Below are 21,497 nucleotides of genomic sequence, written 5' to 3' on the forward strand. Positions count from 1 at the left end.
GGAAGGTCTATGAATAATAACGAAAGAATTTTAATAGTCGATGATGAAAAAATTGTAAGGGAATCTCTTTATCACTGGTTTGAAGAGGAAAATTATATAGTTGATACCGCCGAGGATGGTGAAACTGCCTTAAAAAAATATGCAAAGGAAAAATTTGATCTCCTTCTTGTCGACATGAAAATGCCGGGAATGAGTGGCCTGGATTTGTTATCTAAAATTAAGGCAATCGATAAAGATGCTCTTATTATCCTCATAACGGCTTTTGCTTCGGTACCAACCGCAATTACGGCTTTGAAAACCGGGGCATACGATTATGTAACAAAACCTGTTGATCCTGACGAACTAGCGCATCTTGTCAAAAAAGCACTTGAACAACGGGCGCTAAAGATTGAAAACACTCAGTTGAAAGAAAATATAGATGAAATAATTAAACCTGATAATTTGATTGGCGATAGCAATCAGATGAAGAAAATTTATGAGCTTGTGCATTCTGTTGCCCGCACAGATACTACTGTTATGATAAGAGGTGAGAGTGGTACTGGAAAAGAGTTGGTTGCAAAAGCCATCCACATTAATAGCGGTAGAAAATATTCTCCGATTATTACTGTGAACTGCGGCGCTTTAGCCGAATCACTTCTTGAGAGCGAATTGTTCGGACACGAAAAGGGTTCATTTACAGGCGCTCAATTTAAAAGAAAAGGGAAATTTGAAATGGCTAACGGAGGAACAATTTTTCTTGATGAGATTGGCTCGATTTCCTTAAGGATGCAGATTGAGATGTTAAGAGTTATCGAAACAAAACAGTTTAACCGGGTTGGCGGAAATGAATTAATAAAAAGTGATTTTAGGGTAATTACTGCAACAAATGAACTTCTGGAAGAACTCGTTAAAGCAGGCAAGTTTAGAGAAGATCTTTATTACAGGTTAAATGTATTCACAGTTGTTATTCCACCCCTGCGTGAAAGAAGGGATGATATTCCTCTGCTTGTAAATTTCTTTATTAATAAATTTTCAACTGTTATGAATAAAAAGATAAAAAACGTTTCAAAAGAAGCAATGGAATTTCTCATGAACTATGATTGGCCGGGGAATGTTCGTGAATTGGAGAATGCTATAGAAAGAGCGATGGTGGTTGGTAAATCTGATTCTATTATTGTTGATGACCTCCCATTTCATGTTTCGAAGAATAATTTTGATTTGGATGGTGATTCGAAGAGCCTTTCTTCAATGGAAAAAAAATATATTCTCAAAACTTTACTTGAGAATAGCTGGAATATTTCTAAATCAGCTCAGTTACTTGAGATTGACAGGGTCACACTTTACAATAAAATAAATAAGTACGAACTCCGCAAAGAAGAATTTTGATGGATATCTTTATAGCACCCATTAAATTTCACAACAATTTACTACTGCAAAACCTTATTACTGAATTATCGAAAAGATTTCTTTGCAAAATTCATGTCATTATCCTAAATGTAAATCTAGATGATTTCTTCTCAATAGAGCGCAAACAATATTTTTCTACACAGATACTTGCCGAAGCAATAAAGCTAACCGATATATATAACGGTAAAATAATTATGGTGACCGATGTTGATATTTTTGTGCCAGCATTAACTTTTGTTTTTGGAGAAGCGCAGCTTAATGGAAAACATTCCATTCTTTCTGTCTGCCGCTTGCACGAAGAATTTTATTCCGGCATATCGAACGATGATCTTTTATTGGAACGTACAATTAAAGAAACTCTTCACGAACTTGGCCATAATTATGGTCTCCGTCATTGCGCGGACTGGGATTGTGTTATGCATGCATCAAATGGGATTGAAGAAGTAGATATAAAAGGAAACACTTTCTGCAGTAAATGCATTTCTAATGTTGAAGTCTATAAATACTAATTTTGTATTCGAACAATTGATCTTAAATCTATAATCTAAATTGTTTGATTCATTTGAGAAAATTCACTTTACTGAAATAAACAAAATATGGTTTTGCAACCAATTTGTGTTTCTTCACATCATTTTAGGACGACTCATAAACCTTCTTCACTCAATAACAAACTCATAATAGCAATTGCTGCAGATCCAAGTTCCATTTCTCTCGGATTAACTGCCGAAAAAACATCATTGTCCGAATGATGTAAATCCATGTAGCGCTGATCATCCGGGACATACCCCAAAAGGGCTTTTGCATTTTTAATTTGTCCAACATCGCCGCCGCTTCCGCCATTCCTAACCCAATCGATATCTGCTAAGTTTAAAACCGGTAACCAGCTTTGCATTTTTTTGAATGATAAAGAATCAGTTGTAACATTAAATCCGCGAGGAGTAAATGCACCTCGGTCCGATTCAATAGCTGCTAAATGTTTATCATTAGATGATTCAGAAAATTTTCCATATTCAATTCCGCCTCGCAATCCATTCTCTTCATTGATGAAAAGTACACACCGGATTGTTCGTTTCGGTTTTACACCATTACGCTTTAATAGATCGAGAGCTTCCATAGTTTGAAGAGATGGGGCACCATCATCGTGAGCACCGCAACCTTTATCCCAGCTATCAAAATGTCCTCCAACAACAATTACTTCGTTCGGTTTTTCAGAACCAGTTAATTGCCCGATAACATTATACGACTGTACTTCCGGAAAATTTTCGCAACTCATCTTGATGGTAATTTCTAATTTTGGTTCTTCCTTTATTGCCTTGCTCAAGTAATCAGCATCAATTACACTAATTGCGGCACAAGGAATTTTTTGAATACCATCCTGATAATTCATTACGCCGGTGTGCGGAATGTTATCATAACTGGATTGCACCGAACGAACGATTGCGCCAATCGCTCCAACTTTAGCCGCTTCAATAGCACCATTAATTCTTTGATCAACGGCTTTACCATATCCTTCAAAAGTATTAAGTAACCCGTTATCGAATGGGCGGTTGTAGAAAATTATTTTCCCCTTAGCTTTTTCTCCGAGAGATTTCGCTTCATCAAGACTTTTTACTTCTATTAATTGAGCTGTAATTCCTTTTGGGGATGTTCCAACGCTGCCGCCAAATGAAACAATTGTAAGTTTTTTATTTCGGAAGTTTTTAGAATTAGAGACGAAAGCTTTTTCAATTTTACCGCGTTCCCATTTTGGAACCATAACGGGCTGCAACCAGACAGAATCGAAACCAAGTGATTTCATTTTCTGTTCCGCCCAATGAATTGCACGTAAGGATTTATCGGAACCGCTTAATCTGGGACCTATAGTGCAGAGTTCTTTAAGCCAATCATATCCTCGCTTTTCAGTTAATGCATTTCGGACAATTGTTCGAGCAATTTGATTATAACTTTGTAATTTATTTTTTTCTAATTGTTGTGCGTTAATTGTTGTAAACAAGTAAAAAGAAATGAGAAGAATCGAGAATAAATTTTTAGGAGTAATTTTTATGAAGATCAAAACATGCCTCGTAAAATTATTTGCGGGCAAAGTTATACTCGGTACAAATCAAAATCAAACGCAATTTAAAACAAAAAACCCCCGGCAGAGCCGAGGGTTTTCACAAATGCAAAATCTTATCTAGCTTTAACTTTTTTCTCAATAACGAGTTTAGCAAGATCAGCGGTTCCGTTTTTCGAGACAGTTCTCAAAGCGGCAGCAGTAACTCTAACGGTAACGAATTTATTCAATTCTTTAACCCATATTCTTTTCTTTTGAAGATTTGGTAAAAATCTTCTTTTGCTTTTATTGTGTGCATGAGAAATGCTATGACCACTCACCGGACCAACGCCAGATAGCTGACATTTTCTAGCCATTTAAAAACCTCTTTGTTTCAATTTTTGGTGGCGAAAAATAGTAAAAAATATATTACCGAAAAAATATTTTTTAAAAATAAAAAGCGGCTATTAAACCGCCTTTTAGACAGACTTGAACTTATTTAGCCCGCATTCCAAGTTCACGGTCAAGTAAAAAGAGGGAAGTCTTGTTATCGCCAAGCATATTGAATTTATTAACAATCTGAGTTGAAGTAGAAACTTCTTCAACCTGTTCGGTTACAAAATAATTTAAGAAAATGTTCGTCGCGTAGTCGCTCTCCTGGAGTGCAAGAGCTACAAGTTTGTTGATCCGATCGGTAATATAAAGTTCATGTTTTAGTGCTTCTTCAAATGCCTGGAGCGGGGATTTCCACGTTGATTTCGGCTTTTCGATTGCAGTAAGTGTAACTTTTCCTTCAACATCGTGAACATATTTATAAAATTTCATTGCGTGACCGTATTCTTCACCGGATTGAATTTTCATCCAGGCAGCCATTCCGTTCCAATTTTCACTTTCCAAATGAGCAGCCATAGCTAAATATAGGTAGGAAGAAAAAATCTCTGCATTAATTTGATCATTTAGTGCTTTTTGCATTTTGTCAGAAATCATATTTACCTCTCAGATTTTTAATAATTAGTTGATTTTATTTTGGAACAATTTATTCATTTGCAGTTAATAATTCAAATTCTTATTTAAGCAACACCAAATGGTTATATATAGTTCTGTTTGGTAAATGAGTTCGATCTTACCATTGCAGCTTTAAAATATTGGCAAAATCTTTATACCCGAGGAGTAATGAAGTTTATCTGGCGTACAATCAAATTCTTATTATCATTCTTTTTATTATATACAGCATTTTCAGTTTTTGTGATATTATTTTTCAGAATAATTGACCCGCCTGTTACTGCATTTATAAATTCAAAAACTGAACCGTTATTAGGATTATTCTCCTTTTCGGATGTGAATCAAAAATCCGTAAAGATTCAAAACGTATCTAAATATGCGGCACTCGCAGTGATTGCATCGGAGGACCAAAAATTTTTTGAACATTTCGGATTCGATTTTGAACAGATTGAAAAAGCTATGAAAGAGAATGAGATGAAAAAAAACTTAAAAAAGAAACGAGTGCGAGGTGCAAGCACGGTTTCAATGCAAGTAGCTAAAAATATGTTTCTTTTCTCGGGTAAAAATCTAATCCGCAAAGGAGTGGAAGCTTATTATACTCTTCTTCTTGAGCTACTATGGAGTAAAGAAAGGATTATAGAAGTTTACTTGAACGTGGCTGAGATGGGGAACGGAATTTATGGGATCGAAGCAGCATCAAAAACATATTACGGTAAACCATCAATTAAATTGAATCCTTCGGAAGCCGCAACAATCATTGCTATTCTACCCAATCCGGAAAAACGCGATCCAAGAAAACCAACTTCATATTTAATTAATAGAAGGGATAATATTCTACAGCAAATGAATTCAATTGGCGGAGTGGAAATTCTAAAAGAAGATATTGATTATTAGATTTATTTCTTTTCTACACCTGGATTTAAATATTCGAAACTTTTCAACAATATTTTAGCAACATCGGAATTGTTTGTTATAGGATAGTTAAATATAAATTCTGGTTTGTTAACATTATGCTCATAACTGTATTGTTTTATAACGTTGTTCTGTCTATCATAATAGATAATTTGTAATATGCTGTAACGCATCATCTCTTTATTAATATGGTAGTAAGTTTTTATTTTGTAAATATCTCCATCCACTCCTTCCATTGTCATTGGCGATTTCAATTCCTGCAAAGACCAAACAAAAAATTCGTCACCCTTGTAGGTGGATAGTCCGGTAATATTGATAAAAAGAGATTCATCTTGTTCGATAACTATTGGTACCCAATTCTCGGTGGATGATTGAGCATGCAATAAACCTATTGTGATGAAGAGTAAAAGGACTATGAATATTCTTCTCATAATTTAGATGATTTTATTTTAGAGGAGAGAGAGGGATTCGAACCCTCGGTACCCTTGCAGGTACACTACCTTTCCAGGGTAGCCAGATAAACCACTCCTGCACCTCTCCTTGTATTTCGGGCGCAAATATATTAAGAATTGGGAACAGAAAAAAATTGGAAATTAAACTACGGTCATAAAAAGGCAACTAAAAATTCAGATCCCACATTTTTCTCGCTCTTTACAGAGATAGAAAGATTGTTTAATTCTGCATACTTCTTAATAAGAGCAAGCGCCAATCCATTTCCTTCGAACTTTCTGGAGTAACCGGTATCTTCTTGTGAAAATGGTTCAAAGATATGCTCAAGATAATCGGGCGAAATTCCTATTCCAGTGTCACTTATGCTAACGCACAATTTATCTTCTTCATTCTTGAATTGTTTAACGTACACACTCCCATGTGTTGTGAATTTCAAAGCGTTATCAATAATTTCTTGAAATATCTGATATGTCATAAATTTATCACATTGGACTTCGTTCAGATCGGTGGTCTTTTCAAAGAAAAATTGAAGACCTTTCATTTCTGCGTTCAGCTTATAACTATTAATAACATGACTTAAAATGTCTTCTTCAAGTTTAATCTTTTCAATATGGATTTCATAATTGCCAGATCTAACTTTCGACATTTCCATTATTTCGTCGACTGTTCTAATTATTCTGTTGCTGCCGTGTTCCAGCATTTCAAATATTTCTTTCATTTCGTTGGATTTTAGAAATAACTTTTCATTCTTGAGGACTTCAATACTTCCTAAAATAATGTTAAATGGAGTTCTGATTTCATGAGACATTTGCAAGAGAAAATGATTTTTCAACATTTCAAATTTTTCCGCTTCCTGCTTTGCCAATTCTAATTTTTGATTGATAATTACTTGTTCTTGATGCATCAATGCATTATTAATAGCGATTGCAGAATGGATTGAAAGCGCATTCAGAAAATCTTCGTCGCGCTGAGAAAATTTTCCAAATTGATTGTTGATTAATTGTAATACCCCGATTATTTCGTGTTTACTATCTCTAATGGGAAAACAAATTACACTTTGAGTTTTGTAACCGCTTAATAGATCATATTCTGAATTAAAACGGGAATCATCTTGAGCATTTTCAATATTTATTGTCTCACCGCTTTTAGCCACATAGCCGGCAAGACCATGCCCAATCTTCAACCGGATTTCCTGTGTCTCTACTCCAACCGCAATGAGAGACCATAACTCATTTTTTTCTGCATCCAGAAGGTATAGAGTGCCTCGGTCGGCATTGGTAAGTTCAACTGCGACTTTAACAATATTATTTAAAACTTCTTTAACACTGAGATTGGAGTTAACCAATTCTGCTGCTTTAATTATTTTTTGTAATTCGTCGCTTTTCATAGGGAGTTTTAAAAAATTATTTCAGTTAGTGCCTATCTTAATTTAATAATTGAGTAGAATTAATCCAATCGTACAATAAGAATAATGAATCAAATAGAATGTAAATCACAAATTTCTGTATTTCGATTCAGTTTTGTAAGTTGCGATTCGTAAATAAGGAAGTAGATGTGAAGTAACAGTTTGGAAAGGTGGCAGAGTGGTTGAATGCGGCAGTCTCGAAAACTGTTGTACCGGTAACGGTATCGGGGGTTCGAATCCCCCCCTTTCCGCCACGTAATAAATAAGCTTAAAGACAGATTGCGATCACTGCCTTTGGGCTTATTTTTTTTATTTACTTTTTACTATGAATATTTTTTTATCTTCAATATGTATAATAGAAAGTAATTGAAATGAAAAAAATAATCCTTTCAATATTTATTTTATTTGCACTCAGAACAAATGCCCAAAATATAAATTCCATTTACCCAGATCTGGAAAAACTTTGCAAGGATTTGCATTCCGATCCTGAACTTTCACTAAAAGAGGAAAGAACTTCCGCTCGAATTGCTCAAGAATTAAAAAACCTCGGATTTGAAGTAACAGAAAGATTCGGCGGATATGGTGTAGTAGGAATTCTAAAAAACGGTGAGGGGAAAAAAATACTGATTAGAACAGATCTTGATGCCTTGCCAGTAAAAGAGAATACCTCTCTTCTTTTCACCAGCAAAAATAATGGTGTTATGCACGCGTGCGGACATGACGTTCACATGTCTGTTTTTATTGGAACCGCAAGAATGCTTGCTGAAAATAAAAATAAATGGAAAGGGACAATCATGATGATTGGCCAACCCGCCGAAGAAATCGGAAAAGGTGCCAGGATGATGTTGGATGCAGGTCTATATGAAAAATTCGGCGTTCCGGATTATGCATTGGCTATTCATGTTTCTCCAGCGGCTAAAGTTGGAACGGATTTATATTGTCCGGGTTATGCAATGTCTGATGCAACCAGTATTACGATAAAAGTAAAAGGAATCGGCGGGCATGGTGCAAGTCCTCAATTAGCCGTTGATCCGATTGTGATGACAGCTCAAATGATTTTAAGTTATCAAACAATCATCAGCAGAGAAACTTCGCCGTTTGATCCTGCTGTAATAACGGTCGGATATATTAAAGGAGGAACTAAACATAACATCATACCGGATGAAGTTGAGATGGGGCTTACAGTACGAACTTTTAATGATGATGTTAAAAAGAAAATTCTCAATTCAATAAAAACCAAAACAGAGAAGATTGCGGAAAGTTTTGGATTGAGCAGTGATAAATTGCCGGAAATAATTATTTCAGAACAAACTCCTGCAGTTTACAATAATCATGAACTGGTTAACAGGTTAGTACCTATACTTAAAAAGGAATTTGGTGAGAGTAATATAATTCAATCGCAACCATGGTCAGCATCGGAAGATTTTTCTCAATATGGAAGAACTAAAGAAAAAGTACCTTCATTTATGATTTGGGTTGGTTCCGCATCTGCTGAAGACTGGGCTAAGAAGCAAGGTGGCTGGAATATTCCTTTTGTACATTCGCCAAATTTCAAACCAGATTTTGAGAATACAATTAAATCCGGAGTAAGAACTGTTTTAACATCCACAATGGAATTGTTGACTAACTAATATTCTAATTTGATATAGCTTTACGGATTTATCGGTAAACTTTAAACTGAATTCATACTAATATTTTAAACAAAAGAAGTTATTACTATCTAGCTTTTTAAGACTCATCTTTTCTTATCTTCAAGGACAAAAACTCAAATCTTTTTGGAGTTAGTATGCAAAAGCAATCAGAATCGTTCAACCCTGCAACAGGAGAAACAATTGGTTTTTCCAAATTGCATTCTGTCGAAGATCTAAAAGAGATGATCTTACAAGCACGATTGTCTCAAAAACTTTGGGAACAATTCTCTGTTGATGAAAGAGTTAAGCGTGTACTAAAGATTAGAGATTTTCTAGTTGAAAATGCCGACCGAATTGCCGAAACAATTTCAAGAGATAACGGCAAAACCCGAATTGACGCAATGGCAACGGAAGTGTTACCGGCATCCATGGCGGTTAGTTATTACTGCAAAAATGCTAAACGGTTTTTATCTGATAAAAAAAATTCCGACGGAAATATTATTCTCATCAATAAACGAAGTAAGGTCATACGCGTTCCATTCGGTGTTGTAGGAATTATCTCCCCGTGGAATTATCCGTTCTCAATTCCATTTTCTGAAGTCGTAATGGGATTACTTGCCGGAAACGCGGTGATATTAAAAACCGCTTCAGAAACACAAATGGTTGGACTGATACTTAAAGAAGTAATCGAATACGCTAAACTTCCGAAAGGGATTTTCAATTTTGTGAATCTTCCGGGCAAAATAGCAGGCGATGCTTTTATTGTTTGCGGATTAGATAAAATATATTTCACCGGATCAGTATCAGTTGGAAAATACATGATGGGAAAAGCCGCACAAACTTTAACCCCGATTGTGCTTGAACTTGGCGGTAATGATGCAATGATTGTTTGTGAAGATGCTGATCCTTACCGGGCTGCCGTGGGGGCACTTTGGGGAGGATTTCAGAATGCGGGACAAACATGCTGCGGCATCGAACGTATTTATGTTCACGAAAAAATTTATAACAGTTTCATGAGCATATTAAAAGAGAAAATAGAAAAGCTGCGCGTTGATTATGATAAAGACTTTAATTGCGATGTCGGATGTATGACAACCGAACGGCAGATAGAAACTGTTAATAAGCACGTAGAAGACGCGTTGAGTAAAGGAGCTAAAATATTTGCTCAATCTAAAGTACCGGAAAATGTTAAACTCAAAAATTTCCTTCCGGCAACTGTTCTTACAAATGTTAATCACGAAATGCTGGTTATGTGCGATGAAACCTTCGGTCCTGTTGTCGGAGTAATGAAATTTTCCGATTACAATGAAGCGATTAAATTAGCCAATGATTCACAACTCGGACTCACGGGCTCCGTGTGGACAACAAATTCAAAACGTGGGGAAGAAATAGCAAGACAGATTAAAGCAGGAGTTGTAACAATAAATGATCATTCTGTAAGCCACGGCATGGCAGAATCAACATGGGGTGGATTCAAGAATTCGGGAATCGGAAGGACCCATGGAAGAATCGGCTTCGAAGGAATGACTCAGCCATTAACAATCGTCCGTGATATTCTACCATTTGTTAAGAAAGATTTGTGGTGGCATCCATTCAACAAAAGTATTTATGATGGATTGAAAGGCGCTATGAATATGCTCTACAATAAGAAACTCTCTTTACGGATGAGAGGAGCGATTTCGCTCTTGAAAATTGTTCCCCGTATATTTCGAAAAAATTTAAAAAAATGAGACGATTCTATGAACCGTCTCATTAAAATATAATTTGGCTCTTCGAGCTGGCAATTCATCAAAACTTCGGTGTAAGTCCAATATTGTAAAACATGAATGAGTAAAGATCAGTTACCAAATCAATTGATTTTGATGTGCTTGTTCCTGCGCCATGCCCAACCTTGGTTTCGATACGTATCAAAGTTGGATTTTTCCCGTCGCTCATTTCTTGAAGTGTGGCAATATATTTAAACGAATGTGCAGGAAAAACACGGTCGTCGTGATCTGCTGTTGTTACCATTGTAGCCGGATAAGTCTCACCTTTTTTAATATTGTGAAGAGGTGAATACTTAATTAAATATTTGAATTGGTCGGGATCATCGCTCGAACCATATTCCGAAACCCACGCCCAGCCGATTGTAAATTTATGAAAGCGCAGCATATCCATTACACCGACTTGCGGAAATGCCACTTTGAACAAATCCGGTCTTTGATTAATTACAGCGCCAATTAGTAATCCGCCGTTTGAGCCGCCCTGAACTGCGAGTTTGCTTGGACTTGTATATTTATCTTTAATTAAATATTCTGCCGCCGAAATAAAATCATCAAATACATTTTGTTTCTTCTCGAACATTCCTGCTTTGTGCCATTCCTCTCCGTACTCGCTTCCGCCGCGTAAACATGCTAGAGCATAAACAACTCCATTTTCGAGTAATGGAATTCTTGCAACGCTAAATCCCGGTTGCTGCGAAATATTGAATCCGCCGTAAGCATACAAAAGGGTAGGATTGTTTCCGTTAAGTTTCAACCCCTTTTTGTGAACAATGAACATTGGCACTTTTGTACCATCTTTGCTCTTGTAAAAAACTTCTTTGGTCTCATAACCAACCGGATTAAATTTTACTGCTGCTTTTCTAAATAATTCCGATTTATTGTTTTTAATATCATACTTATAAATTGTAGGAGGATAAGTGAATGAGGTGAATGTGTAGAATGTTTCATACTCATTTTTTTTGCCGCCAAATCCTCCGCAAGTTCCCACACCGGGTAATTTTACATCGTATAAATATTTCCCACCCACATCATAAACAGAAACTTTACTTGTTGCATCTTTTAAATATGTAACAAACAATTTACCGCCGACAAAAGAGACGCTTTGCATTACATTTTTTGATTCGGGAATTATAGTTTTCCAATTTTCTTTTGCCGGATTCTTAGGATCAACCAAGATCAATTTATTATTTGGTGCTTGGTAATTTGTCGATATTAAGAATTTATCATCAAGATTATCAATTAAATTATATTCCGCCTCAAATTTTGTGAAAACCGGAGTGATCGGCATATTGGAATTTAGATCTTTGTAATAAAGAAGATTTTCCGGGGCTGTTCCTTGTGAGACATAAATTATCAGAAATCTTTCATCATCAGTTACGCCGGCACCAAATCCGTATCTTGGATTTTGTTTATCCTCCATGACAAGCAAGTCCTCTGACTGTGGAGTACCCAGTTTATGGTAATAAAGTTTTTGAAATTCGACTTTTTGTTTTAACTCTTCGCCCGGTTTTGGTTCATCATATCGTCCGTAATAAAAACCATCTTTATACCAGGCAGTGCCGCTGAACTTAGACCATTTAATTACATCGTCTGTAAGTTTTTTTGTTTCAACATTCATAACATAAAATTCACGCCAGTCCGACCCGCCGCGTGAAATGCCATAAGCCACATATTTGTCATCATTTGAATATGCCAGTCCGCCAAGACTGATAGAACCGTCATTGGAGAGTTTATTAGGATCAAGTAATACTTCCGGAGTCTCGTTTAATCCCTTTTGAATATAGATTACACTTTGTTCCTGTAAGCCATCGTTCTTGGAAAACGTGTAATAACTTCCGTGTTTGGAAGGAGCGGAATATTTTTCATAATTCCATAGTTCGGTTAATCTCTTTTTCATCGCATCGCGGAAAGTAATTTGTGCTAGATAATCTTGCGTAACTTTGTTTTGCGCTTCAACCCATTCGGCAGTTTCTTTTGAATTATTGTCTTCTAACCAACGGTACGGATCCGGAACCTTAACGCCATGATAATCATCAACATGGTCAACTTTTTTTGTCTCGGGATATTTAATTTTTTGTGCGTTTGTAAATGTAAACGCAAACAGTATCAATAATAAAATCATTGATAATTTTTTCATTTCTTTGCTCCTTACTTATCTTTGAACTGATCTTTTGGTTGCTTAATTTTAAAATAGAATTCCTTTGCATCAAAACCAATAGAGAAAAATATAATCTAATGTTTGATATCGAAAACAGAACACACAAACGTTACAATATTCTCACTGATGAATGGATATTAGTCTCATCTCACAGATCAAAAAGACCCTGGCAGGGCAAGATTGAACAGTTTGCAAAAGCAAATTTACTCACCTACGACCCCGAGTGTTATCTCTGTCCTAAAAACTCTCGGGCAGGAGGAGTCATAAATCCCGATTATAAAAACACATTTGTATTCGAAAATGATTTCAGCGCTCTTACACCCGAATCGAATTCTGGAACAATAAACCATAATGGATTAATCCGTGCGGAAGTTGAATCCGGTATTTGCAAGGTAGTTTGTTTCTCTCCCCGTCATGATCTTTCTCTTGCCGAAATGGATCAAGAAAATTTATTGAAGATAATTGATACTTGGATTAATGAATACCGGGCTCTTTCTTTGATCGATGGGATAAACTACGTCACAATATTCGAGAACAAGGGTGAATTGATGGGATGTAGCAACAGACATCCGCATGGGCAAATCTGGGCGCAATTTTCAATTCCAAATGAGCCGTTAAAAGAATCGGTTCAACAAAAAAAATATTTTGATGAAAAGAAAAGTTGTTTGCTTTGTGATTATCTGAAGAAAGAATCTGAACTTAATCAACGTATTATTTTTCAGAATGAACATTTTGCTCTACTTGTTCCTTTCTGGGCAATCTGGCCGTATGAAACCTTTGTCATTCCAAAAAATCATTCGCAAAATATTTTGTCTCTATCTGATGAATTGAAAAAATCATTAGCAGAAATTTTAAGCGTGGTGACAGTTAAATATGATAATTTGTTCGAAACATCCTTCCCATATTCAATGGGATTTCATCAATCACCAACGGACTCAAATGAACATCCTGAATGGCACTGGCATATTCATTTCTATCCGCCCCTTTTACGTTCTGCAAGTGTAAAGAAATTCATGGTTGGTTATGAAATGCTCGCGATGGCTCAAAGAGACTTAACACCGGAATTAGCCGCCGAAATCCTCAAAAATCTATCAAATAAGCACTTTTCTAGGAATTCTTCTCTTTAAAGGAGAATTGCATTATCAATTCCTTGCATCACAAGTCAAACGTGTCTATTTTTCTTTAGTAAAATTTTCGTAAAAGAAAATTTAGCCGTTGATTAGAAAGTTTTTAATTATTCGACTTATAGATTCATTCAATATAATAATTCTGTAAAAACTTCCTTCTTTTTTCGGCATCCAACAATCAAAATATCAATTCTTATTTGAGGTTAATTTATGAGTAGCAACAAAGCTTTTAATCCTTTCGAGATGGCTCAAGCCCAGTTCGATAACGTTGCGGAAATCTTAAATCTTGATGATGCAACGAGACAATTATTAAGAAATCCATTAAGAGAATTTCATTTTAGTATTCCAGTCAAAATGGATGACGGTACAACAAAAGTATTTCGTGGTTTTAGAGTTCAGCATAACGATGCTCGTGGTCCAGCTAAAGGCGGAATCCGGTTTCATCCACAAGAAACTATTGATACGGTTCGTGCCCTTGGCATGTGGATGACTTGGAAATGTTCTGTTGTAAATATTCCTTTAGGCGGTGGTAAAGGAGGAGTTATATGCGATCCTCATAATCTTAGTATGAAAGAACAAGAACAGATATGCCGCGGCTGGGTTCGTCAAATGGCAAAAAATGTTGGTCCATTGAATGATGTTCCTGCACCTGATGTTATGACAAATGCACAACATATGTTATGGATGCTAGATGAATTTGAAGTAATTCATGGCGCTAAATTCCCAGGCTTTATTACCGGCAAACCGGTTGGAATGGGTGGTTCCTTAGGCAGAGCAGAAGCAACCGGCTACGGTGTTGTATTCACCCTTCGCGAAGCATTGAAAGAATTGGGAATTCGTACACAAGATACAACTGCAGCGGTACAAGGATTCGGAAATGTTTCTCAATACGCAATAGAATTATATCAACAGCTCGGCGGTAAAGTTATTTGTGTTTCCAGCTGGGATCAGAATGATAAATGCTCTTACACATTCAAAAAAGCTAGCGGTGTTGATTTACAGGAACTCCTGAAAATTACAGACAAGTTCGGCGGTATTGATAAGACTAAAGCAAAAGGACTTGGTTATGAAGTTCTTGACGGTGGTGCATGGATTGAACAAGAAGTTGATATTTTAATTCCTGCAGCTATGGAAAACCAAATCAATAGCGATAATGTTAACAAGATGAGTAAGAAAGTTAAAATTATTGCTGAAGGCGCCAATGGTCCTACTACTCCTGATGCTGATAAAGTTATTCAAGAGAGAGGAATATTTGTTATACCGGATTTCTTAGCTAATGCCGGCGGTGTTACATGCAGTTATTTTGAACAAGTTCAGAGCAACATGAATTATTTCTGGGAAAAAGATGAAGTGCTTGGGAAATTAGATGTTAAGATGACTGCTGCATTCCATGCAGTTAGCGATCTTGCAAAGAAAAGAAAACTTTATATGAGGGATGCTGCTTATGTAATTTCTATAAGCAGAGTTGCTCAAGCATGCAAAGACCGCGGATGGGTTTGAGATATTGATTTAGTTCTTTAAATTAAGCCGGAAATTGTGCGACTTGTTCAAACAGTTTCCGGCTTTTTAATTAATTAAAATTCTATGGATGACTTGGAAAAGAAAAGTATTTTTACTTCTCGCTCGGATGAAATGATTTTTGAATCGGACGAACACTTTACCTGGATCGGCGAAGGGTCACCCGGCGGTAAGGCAAGCGGTCTAGCTTTTGCCAATAAAATTCTTCAACAGAAAATTGATCATGCCGAATTTCCGGATATAATTCTCAATATACCACGTATGGTTGTTCTGCGAACTCAAGTCTTCGATTGGTTCATGGAAAGAAATAAACTTTATGAGATTGCTTATTCGGACAAAACCGATGATCAGATCATTCTTGCATTTCTTCAATCAGATTTACCTACCGAAATTCTTGGCGACTTATTCCGATTAATCGAAAATATTCATCTCCCATTGGCAGTACGTTCTTCGAGTATGCTGGAAGATGCAAAGTTCGATCCGTTTGCCGGCATTTTTGCCACCAAGATGATTCCAAATAATCTTCCAAGTACCGATGATAGATTCAAAAAATTAACGGAAGCAATTAAATTTGTTTTTGCGTCAACATTTTTCAAAGCATCGAAGGATTATTTTAAAATTTCATCGCACTCAATTAAAGAAGAAAAAATGGCGGTGATAATTCAGGAAGTGGTTGGTCAAAGGTACAATGAACGTTTTTACCCAAACTTTTCCGGTGTGGCACGTTCGTTTAATTTTTATCCTAGCGGTATGGCTAAACCTGAACAAGGTGTTGTTAACCTTGCTCTTGGTCTCGGTAAGACAATTGTTGACGGCGGAATAGTGTGGAGTTATTCACCGGCACATCCAAAATCTCCGGCTCCATTTGGAGATCCAACCGATATCATGAAAAATACTCAGACAAATTTTTGGGCTGTAAATATGAGCTCCTTTACAGAGTATGATCCTACCAAAGAAGCTGAGTTTATGGTTCAAGCAAATTTGAGCGAAGCCGATTATGATGATACACTTAAATATATTGCTTCCACTTATGATATTTCTTCCCAGCGGATTGTTATGGGAACCGGAAATGCGGGACCGCGAGTATTAAATTTTTCTCAATTGCTGTGGATGAATGAATTCCGTTTCAATGATTTGATAAAGAAACTTTTAATCGTTTGCAAAGATGCTCTCTCCAGCCCTGTTGAAATTGAATTTGCAGTAACCATAACTAATGAACCACGCAAACTTCGATTTGGATTTCTTCAAGTACGCCCTATGGTTGTTTCTGATGAAACAATCGAACTTGATGAGAACGAATTATATGGTGAAGATATTTTGATCGCTTCGGACCGTGTAATGGGTAACGGAATAATCGAAAATATTTTTGATGTTGTTTATGTCAAACCGGAAATGTTTGATAAGAAAGACACGACAAAAATTGCAGCCGAGATTGATTCAATCAATAGGGAATTGGTTAAATCAAATAATAAGTATGTTCTGATCGGTTTTGGAAGATGGGGCAGTTCCGATCCATGGCTCGGAATTCCTGTAGAATGGGGACAAATTGCAGGCGTGAAAGTAATTGTTGAATCAACATTATTCGGAATAAACGTAGAACTCAGTCAAGGCTCACATTTCTTTCATAATCTTACCAGTTTTAACGTAAGCTATTTTTCGATAACTTATGACAGTGACTTTAAGATTGATTGGGATTGGCTTAACAGTCAGCAGATAGTTCACGAAACGAATTTTGTTAAGCACATTAAACTAATAAAGCCGTTAACTATTAAAGTTGACGGGAGAAAGAGCCGCGGAGTTATTAAAAAATGATAAATGAACATAAACCGATAGATAATTTAGTTTTTGAACTTCAGGAGCGTGCGAAGGAATTAAATTGTCTTTACACAATAGAAGATAGTCTTAACCGTTCAGAAATTTCGCTGCGTCAAGCTTTTCACACTGTTATCAACTCAATACCACCGGCTTGGCAATTTCCCAAAGAATGTAAAGCTAAACTAGTTTATGGCGATATCGTTTATCAGACCAGTGACTTCGAAGAAACAAAATGGTTTATACAATCTGATATTATTGTGCAGGACAAATTAGTAGGACAGATATCCGTTTTCTATTTGGCAGAATTTCCTCAAGCCAATAATGGTCATGGTCCATTTTTGAAAGAAGAAAAAAAATTACTCAACACAATAGCTGACCGGCTCGGTCATTTTATACTTCACCATAAATTAAAAAACGTTTTTAATGAACTCAGAAATGTACGTGAACAAGTTGACGGACGTACAAAAGGTGAGTGGCGGATTGTACTGGATATGATTCGCAAAACTGATCCCGGTTTATTTATGAGTCTGCTGCGCAAAACTCTTCACCTTCTTTGCTGGAAAGGTGTTGAAGAAGCGGAAATGTTGATGAAGCATGCGAATGTCTCTAGACGCGGTACAAAAGAAGATGAATCGGTTTATGATGATAATAAACCGATGAAGCTTACCAAGATTATTAATTATGATCAGTATGTAGATACTATTTTAAAACTTGCTGATGAAAATTTATCGGACGAGATAATACTTGGCAGAATTCAAAAATGGATACAAGAAGATAAATCCAGTTCTCTAATTAAGGTAGTTGATAACCAGGATACATCTCTTTCTGAGATTGCAGACGCGATCCGGAAATTTGTTCATTTAACTCCGGAAAAATTTGAACTTCCTCCTTCAACTGTTAAGGGTTTACGCGTTTCCTTATTAAGAAGATTTTTTACAGATCATCTCGATTATATAAGCGTTGCCAAAGAATACGTAATGCTGAGTGATTTCTATTCATTGATTGACAAAATGATTTTTCCCGGTGGAAGTCACGGAAAATTAGGGGGTAAGAGCGCCGGATTATTTTTAGCGGTTCATATCTTGAATAAAGAAGCCGAACAAAATGAACTTCTGCAGAATATCAAAACACCAAAAACATGGTACTTAACTTCCGACAGTATTCTTTACTTCATGCGGCATAATAGTCTTGAAGAAGTGCTGGAACAAAAATATAAAGAGATTGATGAAGTGCGTATTGAATATCCGCATATCGTTCAATTATTTAAAAATTCCGAATTCCCATCAGACATTCTAAAAGGATTATCTGTTGCACTCGATGATCTTGGTGAGCGTCCCTTAGTTGTTCGAAGTTCAAGTTTGCTTGAAGATCAAATCGGTGCAACCTTTTCCGGTAAATACAAAAGTTTATTCCTCGCAAACCAAGGAACAAAACAAGAGAGATTAATTGCATTGATGGATGCAATTTCTGAAGTGTACGCTTCCACTTTTAGCCCGGATCCTATTGAATACCGTGCAGAACGTGGCTTGCTCGATTTCAATGAAGAAATGGGTGTAATGATTCAAGAAGTTGTTGGTACAAAAATCGGAAATTATTTTTTACCCGCACTTGCCGGCGTTGCTTTCAGCAATAACGAATTCCGCTGGTCGCCGCGTATTAAGCGGGAGGATGGTTTATTACGTCTTGTTCCGGGACTTGGAACTCGCGCAGTTGACCGTTTAGGAGATGATTACCCTGTATTGATTTCACCGGGTCAACCAAATTTGAAAGTTAATGTATCACCGGAAGAAATATTGCGCTACTCACCGAAAAAAGTGGATTTGATAAACTTAACAACGAATGAATTTGAGTCTATAGCAATAAACGATCTTCTTAAAGAACACGGTGCCGAATACCCGCTGTTCACACAGATTTTTTCAGTTATGGACGGAACAATGATCCGGCAGCCAAATGATTGGGATGCGGGCGATCCGTTCAAAGAATTTTTTGTAACGTTTAATGGATTGATTACACAAACGAACTTTTTAAAAAGAATTGCTTCAATTCTTAAAACTCTTCAGCAAAAAATTAAATCACCTGTTGATATCGAATTCGCTTCCGACGGTAAAGATTTTTATATGCTTCAATGCCGTCCTCAAAGTTTTGCCGGAGATTCCAATTCGGATACAATTCCTAAAGATGTTCCTTTGGAAAAAATTATTTTCACAGCGAGGCGTTTTGTTTCAAATGGCAGAATGCCCGATGTTACTCATATAGTTTATGTTGATCCGCAAAAGTATTCAGATATAACAGATAGAGATAAAATGCTCCATGTGGGGCGTGCTGTGAGTCGGCTGAACAAAACACTTCCTAAAAGAAAATTTATTCTAATTGGTCCCGGCAGATGGGGAAGCAGGGGTGATATTAAACTTGGGGTAAATGTAACTTACTCCGATATCAACAATACAGCGATGTTGATTGAGGTTGCGCGTAAGAAAGGAAATTACGTTCCGGATCTTTCTTTCGGCACTCATTTCTTTCAAGATCTGGTTGAAGCGAACATTAGATATCTTCCGCTTTATCCTGATGATGCCGGTATAATTTTCAATGAGAGATTTTTTAATGAATCGAAAAATATTTTTTCGGAAATAGTTCCGGAATACGCTTCTCTTTCGGATCTAATAAAAGTTATTGATGTTCCTAATTCAACCGGAGGATTAATTCTAAAAGTATTGATGAATGCAGATCAAGAACAAGCAGTTGGTATTTTCACTACTCCTACAGGCGAAATTATACAGGAACAAGAATACAAAGAAACATTTGATTATCATCCCAGCGACCATTGGCGATGGAGAATGAAGATGGCGGAAAAACTTGCGTCCGAAATTGATGGTGATCGTTTCGGAATAGTTGGTCTCTATATTTTCGGAAGTACAAAAAATGCTGATTCAGGTCCAGGGAGTGATATTGATTTAATAGTTCATATAGATGATGAGAAGTGCAACCTTCAAGAACTAAATCTTTGGTTCGAAGGATGGAGTTTGGCTTTAAGTGAAATGAATTATTTGCGCTCGGGATACAAATCTCAAGGATTGCTTGATATTCATTATGTAACCGATGCAGATATTAAAGCAAGATCAAGTTATGCTTCAAAAATAGGCGCAATAACAGATGCTGCAAGACCGTTAAAGATGAAGCAAAAAAATAATTAAATCAAAACCCTTTCGGCTTCTTCAGGTTTGGTGGGATTGAACTTAACGACGGCTAACTCTTTGCCATCGTGAGCGGCGCTCAAACAAAATGTCTTTCCGATCCTATCTTTCCAACTTCCTGTTATTCTAGCCGATTCGTGGATATGTCCGTGTAAAGTAATTTTTGGTTCTCTCTTTTCGATAAATTTACGTATTGCAATACTTCCAACATGAAGATCAACTTGAGTATGGTCAATCATTTTACCATCGAGCGCGGCTCTATCTAAATTGGTTTTATAGGGTGGTCCGTGAAAGAGAATTATATCTTCTGAAAGATTTTCCGATCCGGTCAATAATTCCAGATCATCTTTAATTGTTGAATATTTTATCTCATCAATTGGGATTTCAACTGTCCGCTTTCCTTCTTCCGGAGAAATTGAACCGAATTCTGTATACCGTGAAAGATCATATTTTTCCCAATCTTTTAATAGAAATGGAGACGGAGGAGTGAATGAGTAACCAAATATTTTTCTTCCGCAAAATTCTGCAGAGCGCATATGTAAATATTCAAATAATTTTTTCTGCTCGGCGGTTATGATTGCGTGTTCTTCCGAGCGTGCATCATCATTACCTAGAATTAAAAATACTTTTGGATAAAAATTATTCAACTTTTCTTTGAGGGATGTTAGACGAACTGTTAGAAATTCATCTATAAAATTTGCATTTATATTACTATGCGGAAGCAAATCTCCGCCGAGTAATACTGCAATTGGCTTTTCGTTCAAAATGGTATTGAACAATTTTTCGTAACGCTCGGTTTTACCATGGAGGTCGGAAACGAAAAAATAATTATTCATTTTATACTCGCCTAAAAGCGTAACTCAATATATGAATCGTCTCTTAAAGATGAACTAATCTTATTCATTAACCGTTTATTAAGAAAAATTAATTTGACAATCCTTTTTAATAGGATATATTTGCACTAGAAATTAAACGAAGAAAAAAAATGCTTTTAGTTTTCAATCACCACCACCACCATTCAATCCTGATAACGGAATCCGGAGTATTTTAAAAATTATTATAAATTAATTTGAATCGTACCCCGCTTGCAACGGGGTTTTTTGTTTT

The 21,497-nt window shown here is 36.3% G+C and carries 16 protein-coding genes and 2 tRNA genes; 10 read left to right on the plus strand and 8 right to left on the minus strand.

Annotated elements, in window-relative coordinates; translation table 11 throughout:
- The first annotated feature begins 9 nt into the window (after positions 1-9).
- Entirely contained in the window at positions 10-1,365 is a 1,356-nt protein-coding gene (locus NTX65_00350) for a sigma-54 dependent transcriptional regulator (protein ID MCX6167763.1), read from the plus strand.
- Positions 1,365-1,895 (plus strand): archaemetzincin family Zn-dependent metalloprotease, encoded by a 531-nt coding sequence (locus NTX65_00355; GenBank protein ID MCX6167764.1) that lies wholly within the window; start codon positions 1,365-1,367, stop codon positions 1,893-1,895. Before NTX65_00350 ends, NTX65_00355 begins: the two co-directional genes overlap by 1 nt.
- A gap of 134 nt (positions 1,896-2,029) precedes the next feature.
- Here NTX65_00355 and NTX65_00360 read toward each other — a convergent pair whose 3' ends face one another.
- From NTX65_00360 to NTX65_00370, 3 genes are all read right to left on the minus strand, one after another.
- On the minus strand, positions 2,030-3,439 hold the full coding sequence (locus tag NTX65_00360; protein MCX6167765.1) for a M20/M25/M40 family metallo-hydrolase: 1,410 nt from the start codon (positions 3,437-3,439) through the stop codon (positions 2,030-2,032).
- A 116-nt stretch (positions 3,440-3,555) separates the two neighbouring features.
- A complete protein-coding gene (gene rpmB, locus NTX65_00365) occupies positions 3,556-3,795 on the minus strand; it encodes a 50S ribosomal protein L28 (protein ID MCX6167766.1) in 240 nt (79 codons plus the stop codon).
- Between the two features lie 118 nt (positions 3,796-3,913).
- Positions 3,914-4,405, minus strand: a complete 492-nt coding sequence (locus tag NTX65_00370) for a ferritin (protein MCX6167767.1) — start codon at positions 4,403-4,405, stop codon at positions 3,914-3,916.
- A gap of 186 nt (positions 4,406-4,591) precedes the next feature.
- Between NTX65_00370 and mtgA the strand changes: the two genes are divergently transcribed.
- Positions 4,592-5,314, plus strand: a complete 723-nt coding sequence (gene mtgA, locus NTX65_00375; GenBank protein MCX6167768.1) for a monofunctional biosynthetic peptidoglycan transglycosylase — start codon at positions 4,592-4,594, stop codon at positions 5,312-5,314.
- Between the two features lie 2 nt (positions 5,315-5,316).
- Here mtgA and NTX65_00380 read toward each other — a convergent pair whose 3' ends face one another.
- The 3 genes from NTX65_00380 to NTX65_00390 all read right to left on the minus strand — a co-directional run bounded on the left by NTX65_00380 (position 5,317) and on the right by NTX65_00390 (position 7,169).
- Positions 5,317-5,763: a hypothetical protein gene (locus tag NTX65_00380; protein ID MCX6167769.1), complete on the minus strand. Its 447-nt coding sequence runs from the start codon at positions 5,761-5,763 to the stop codon at positions 5,317-5,319.
- A gap of 22 nt (positions 5,764-5,785) precedes the next feature.
- Positions 5,786-5,872: transfer RNA gene (locus NTX65_00385), tRNA-Ser, on the minus strand.
- Between the two features lie 64 nt (positions 5,873-5,936).
- On the minus strand, positions 5,937-7,169 hold the full coding sequence (locus NTX65_00390; GenBank protein ID MCX6167770.1) for a GAF domain-containing sensor histidine kinase: 1,233 nt from the start codon (positions 7,167-7,169) through the stop codon (positions 5,937-5,939).
- Positions 7,170-7,351: 182 nt separating this feature from the next.
- Between NTX65_00390 and NTX65_00395 the strand changes: the two genes are divergently transcribed.
- The 3 genes from NTX65_00395 to NTX65_00405 all read left to right on the plus strand — a co-directional run bounded on the left by NTX65_00395 (position 7,352) and on the right by NTX65_00405 (position 10,548).
- A tRNA-Ser gene (locus NTX65_00395) sits at positions 7,352-7,441 on the plus strand.
- Positions 7,442-7,558: 117 nt separating this feature from the next.
- A complete protein-coding gene (locus tag NTX65_00400) occupies positions 7,559-8,818 on the plus strand; it encodes an amidohydrolase (protein ID MCX6167771.1) in 1,260 nt (419 codons plus the stop codon).
- Between the two features lie 155 nt (positions 8,819-8,973).
- The gene (locus NTX65_00405; GenBank protein ID MCX6167772.1) at positions 8,974-10,548 is read left to right on the plus strand and encodes an aldehyde dehydrogenase family protein; all 1,575 of its coding nucleotides are present in this window, start codon (positions 8,974-8,976) and stop codon (positions 10,546-10,548) included.
- Between the two features lie 58 nt (positions 10,549-10,606).
- Here NTX65_00405 and NTX65_00410 read toward each other — a convergent pair whose 3' ends face one another.
- Positions 10,607-12,718, minus strand: a complete 2,112-nt coding sequence (locus NTX65_00410; GenBank protein ID MCX6167773.1) for a prolyl oligopeptidase family serine peptidase — start codon at positions 12,716-12,718, stop codon at positions 10,607-10,609.
- A 98-nt stretch (positions 12,719-12,816) separates the two neighbouring features.
- On the opposite strand from NTX65_00410, the gene NTX65_00415 reads away from it, so the two are divergent.
- The 4 genes from NTX65_00415 to NTX65_00430 all read left to right on the plus strand — a co-directional run bounded on the left by NTX65_00415 (position 12,817) and on the right by NTX65_00430 (position 20,390).
- Positions 12,817-13,866, plus strand: coding sequence for a UDP-glucose--hexose-1-phosphate uridylyltransferase (locus tag NTX65_00415; GenBank protein MCX6167774.1), 1,050 nt, complete (start codon positions 12,817-12,819; stop codon positions 13,864-13,866).
- Positions 13,867-14,076: 210 nt separating this feature from the next.
- Positions 14,077-15,366: a Glu/Leu/Phe/Val dehydrogenase gene (locus NTX65_00420; GenBank protein ID MCX6167775.1), complete on the plus strand. Its 1,290-nt coding sequence runs from the start codon at positions 14,077-14,079 to the stop codon at positions 15,364-15,366.
- An 84-nt stretch (positions 15,367-15,450) separates the two neighbouring features.
- Entirely contained in the window at positions 15,451-17,196 is a 1,746-nt protein-coding gene (locus tag NTX65_00425; protein ID MCX6167776.1) for a hypothetical protein, read from the plus strand.
- Positions 17,193-20,390: a pyruvate, phosphate dikinase gene (locus NTX65_00430; protein MCX6167777.1), complete on the plus strand. Its 3,198-nt coding sequence runs from the start codon at positions 17,193-17,195 to the stop codon at positions 20,388-20,390. Before NTX65_00425 ends, NTX65_00430 begins: the two co-directional genes overlap by 4 nt.
- On the opposite strand, the gene NTX65_00435 is transcribed toward NTX65_00430, so the two are convergent.
- On the minus strand, positions 20,387-21,226 hold the full coding sequence (locus NTX65_00435) for a metallophosphoesterase (GenBank protein ID MCX6167778.1): 840 nt from the start codon (positions 21,224-21,226) through the stop codon (positions 20,387-20,389). The two genes, NTX65_00430 and NTX65_00435, sit on opposite strands and share 4 nt — an antisense overlap.
- Positions 21,227-21,497 lie beyond the last annotated feature (271 nt).

It is taken from the genome of Ignavibacteriales bacterium, assembly GCA_026390795.1.
GTDB lineage: Bacteria > Bacteroidota > Ignavibacteria > Ignavibacteriales > Melioribacteraceae > Fen-1258.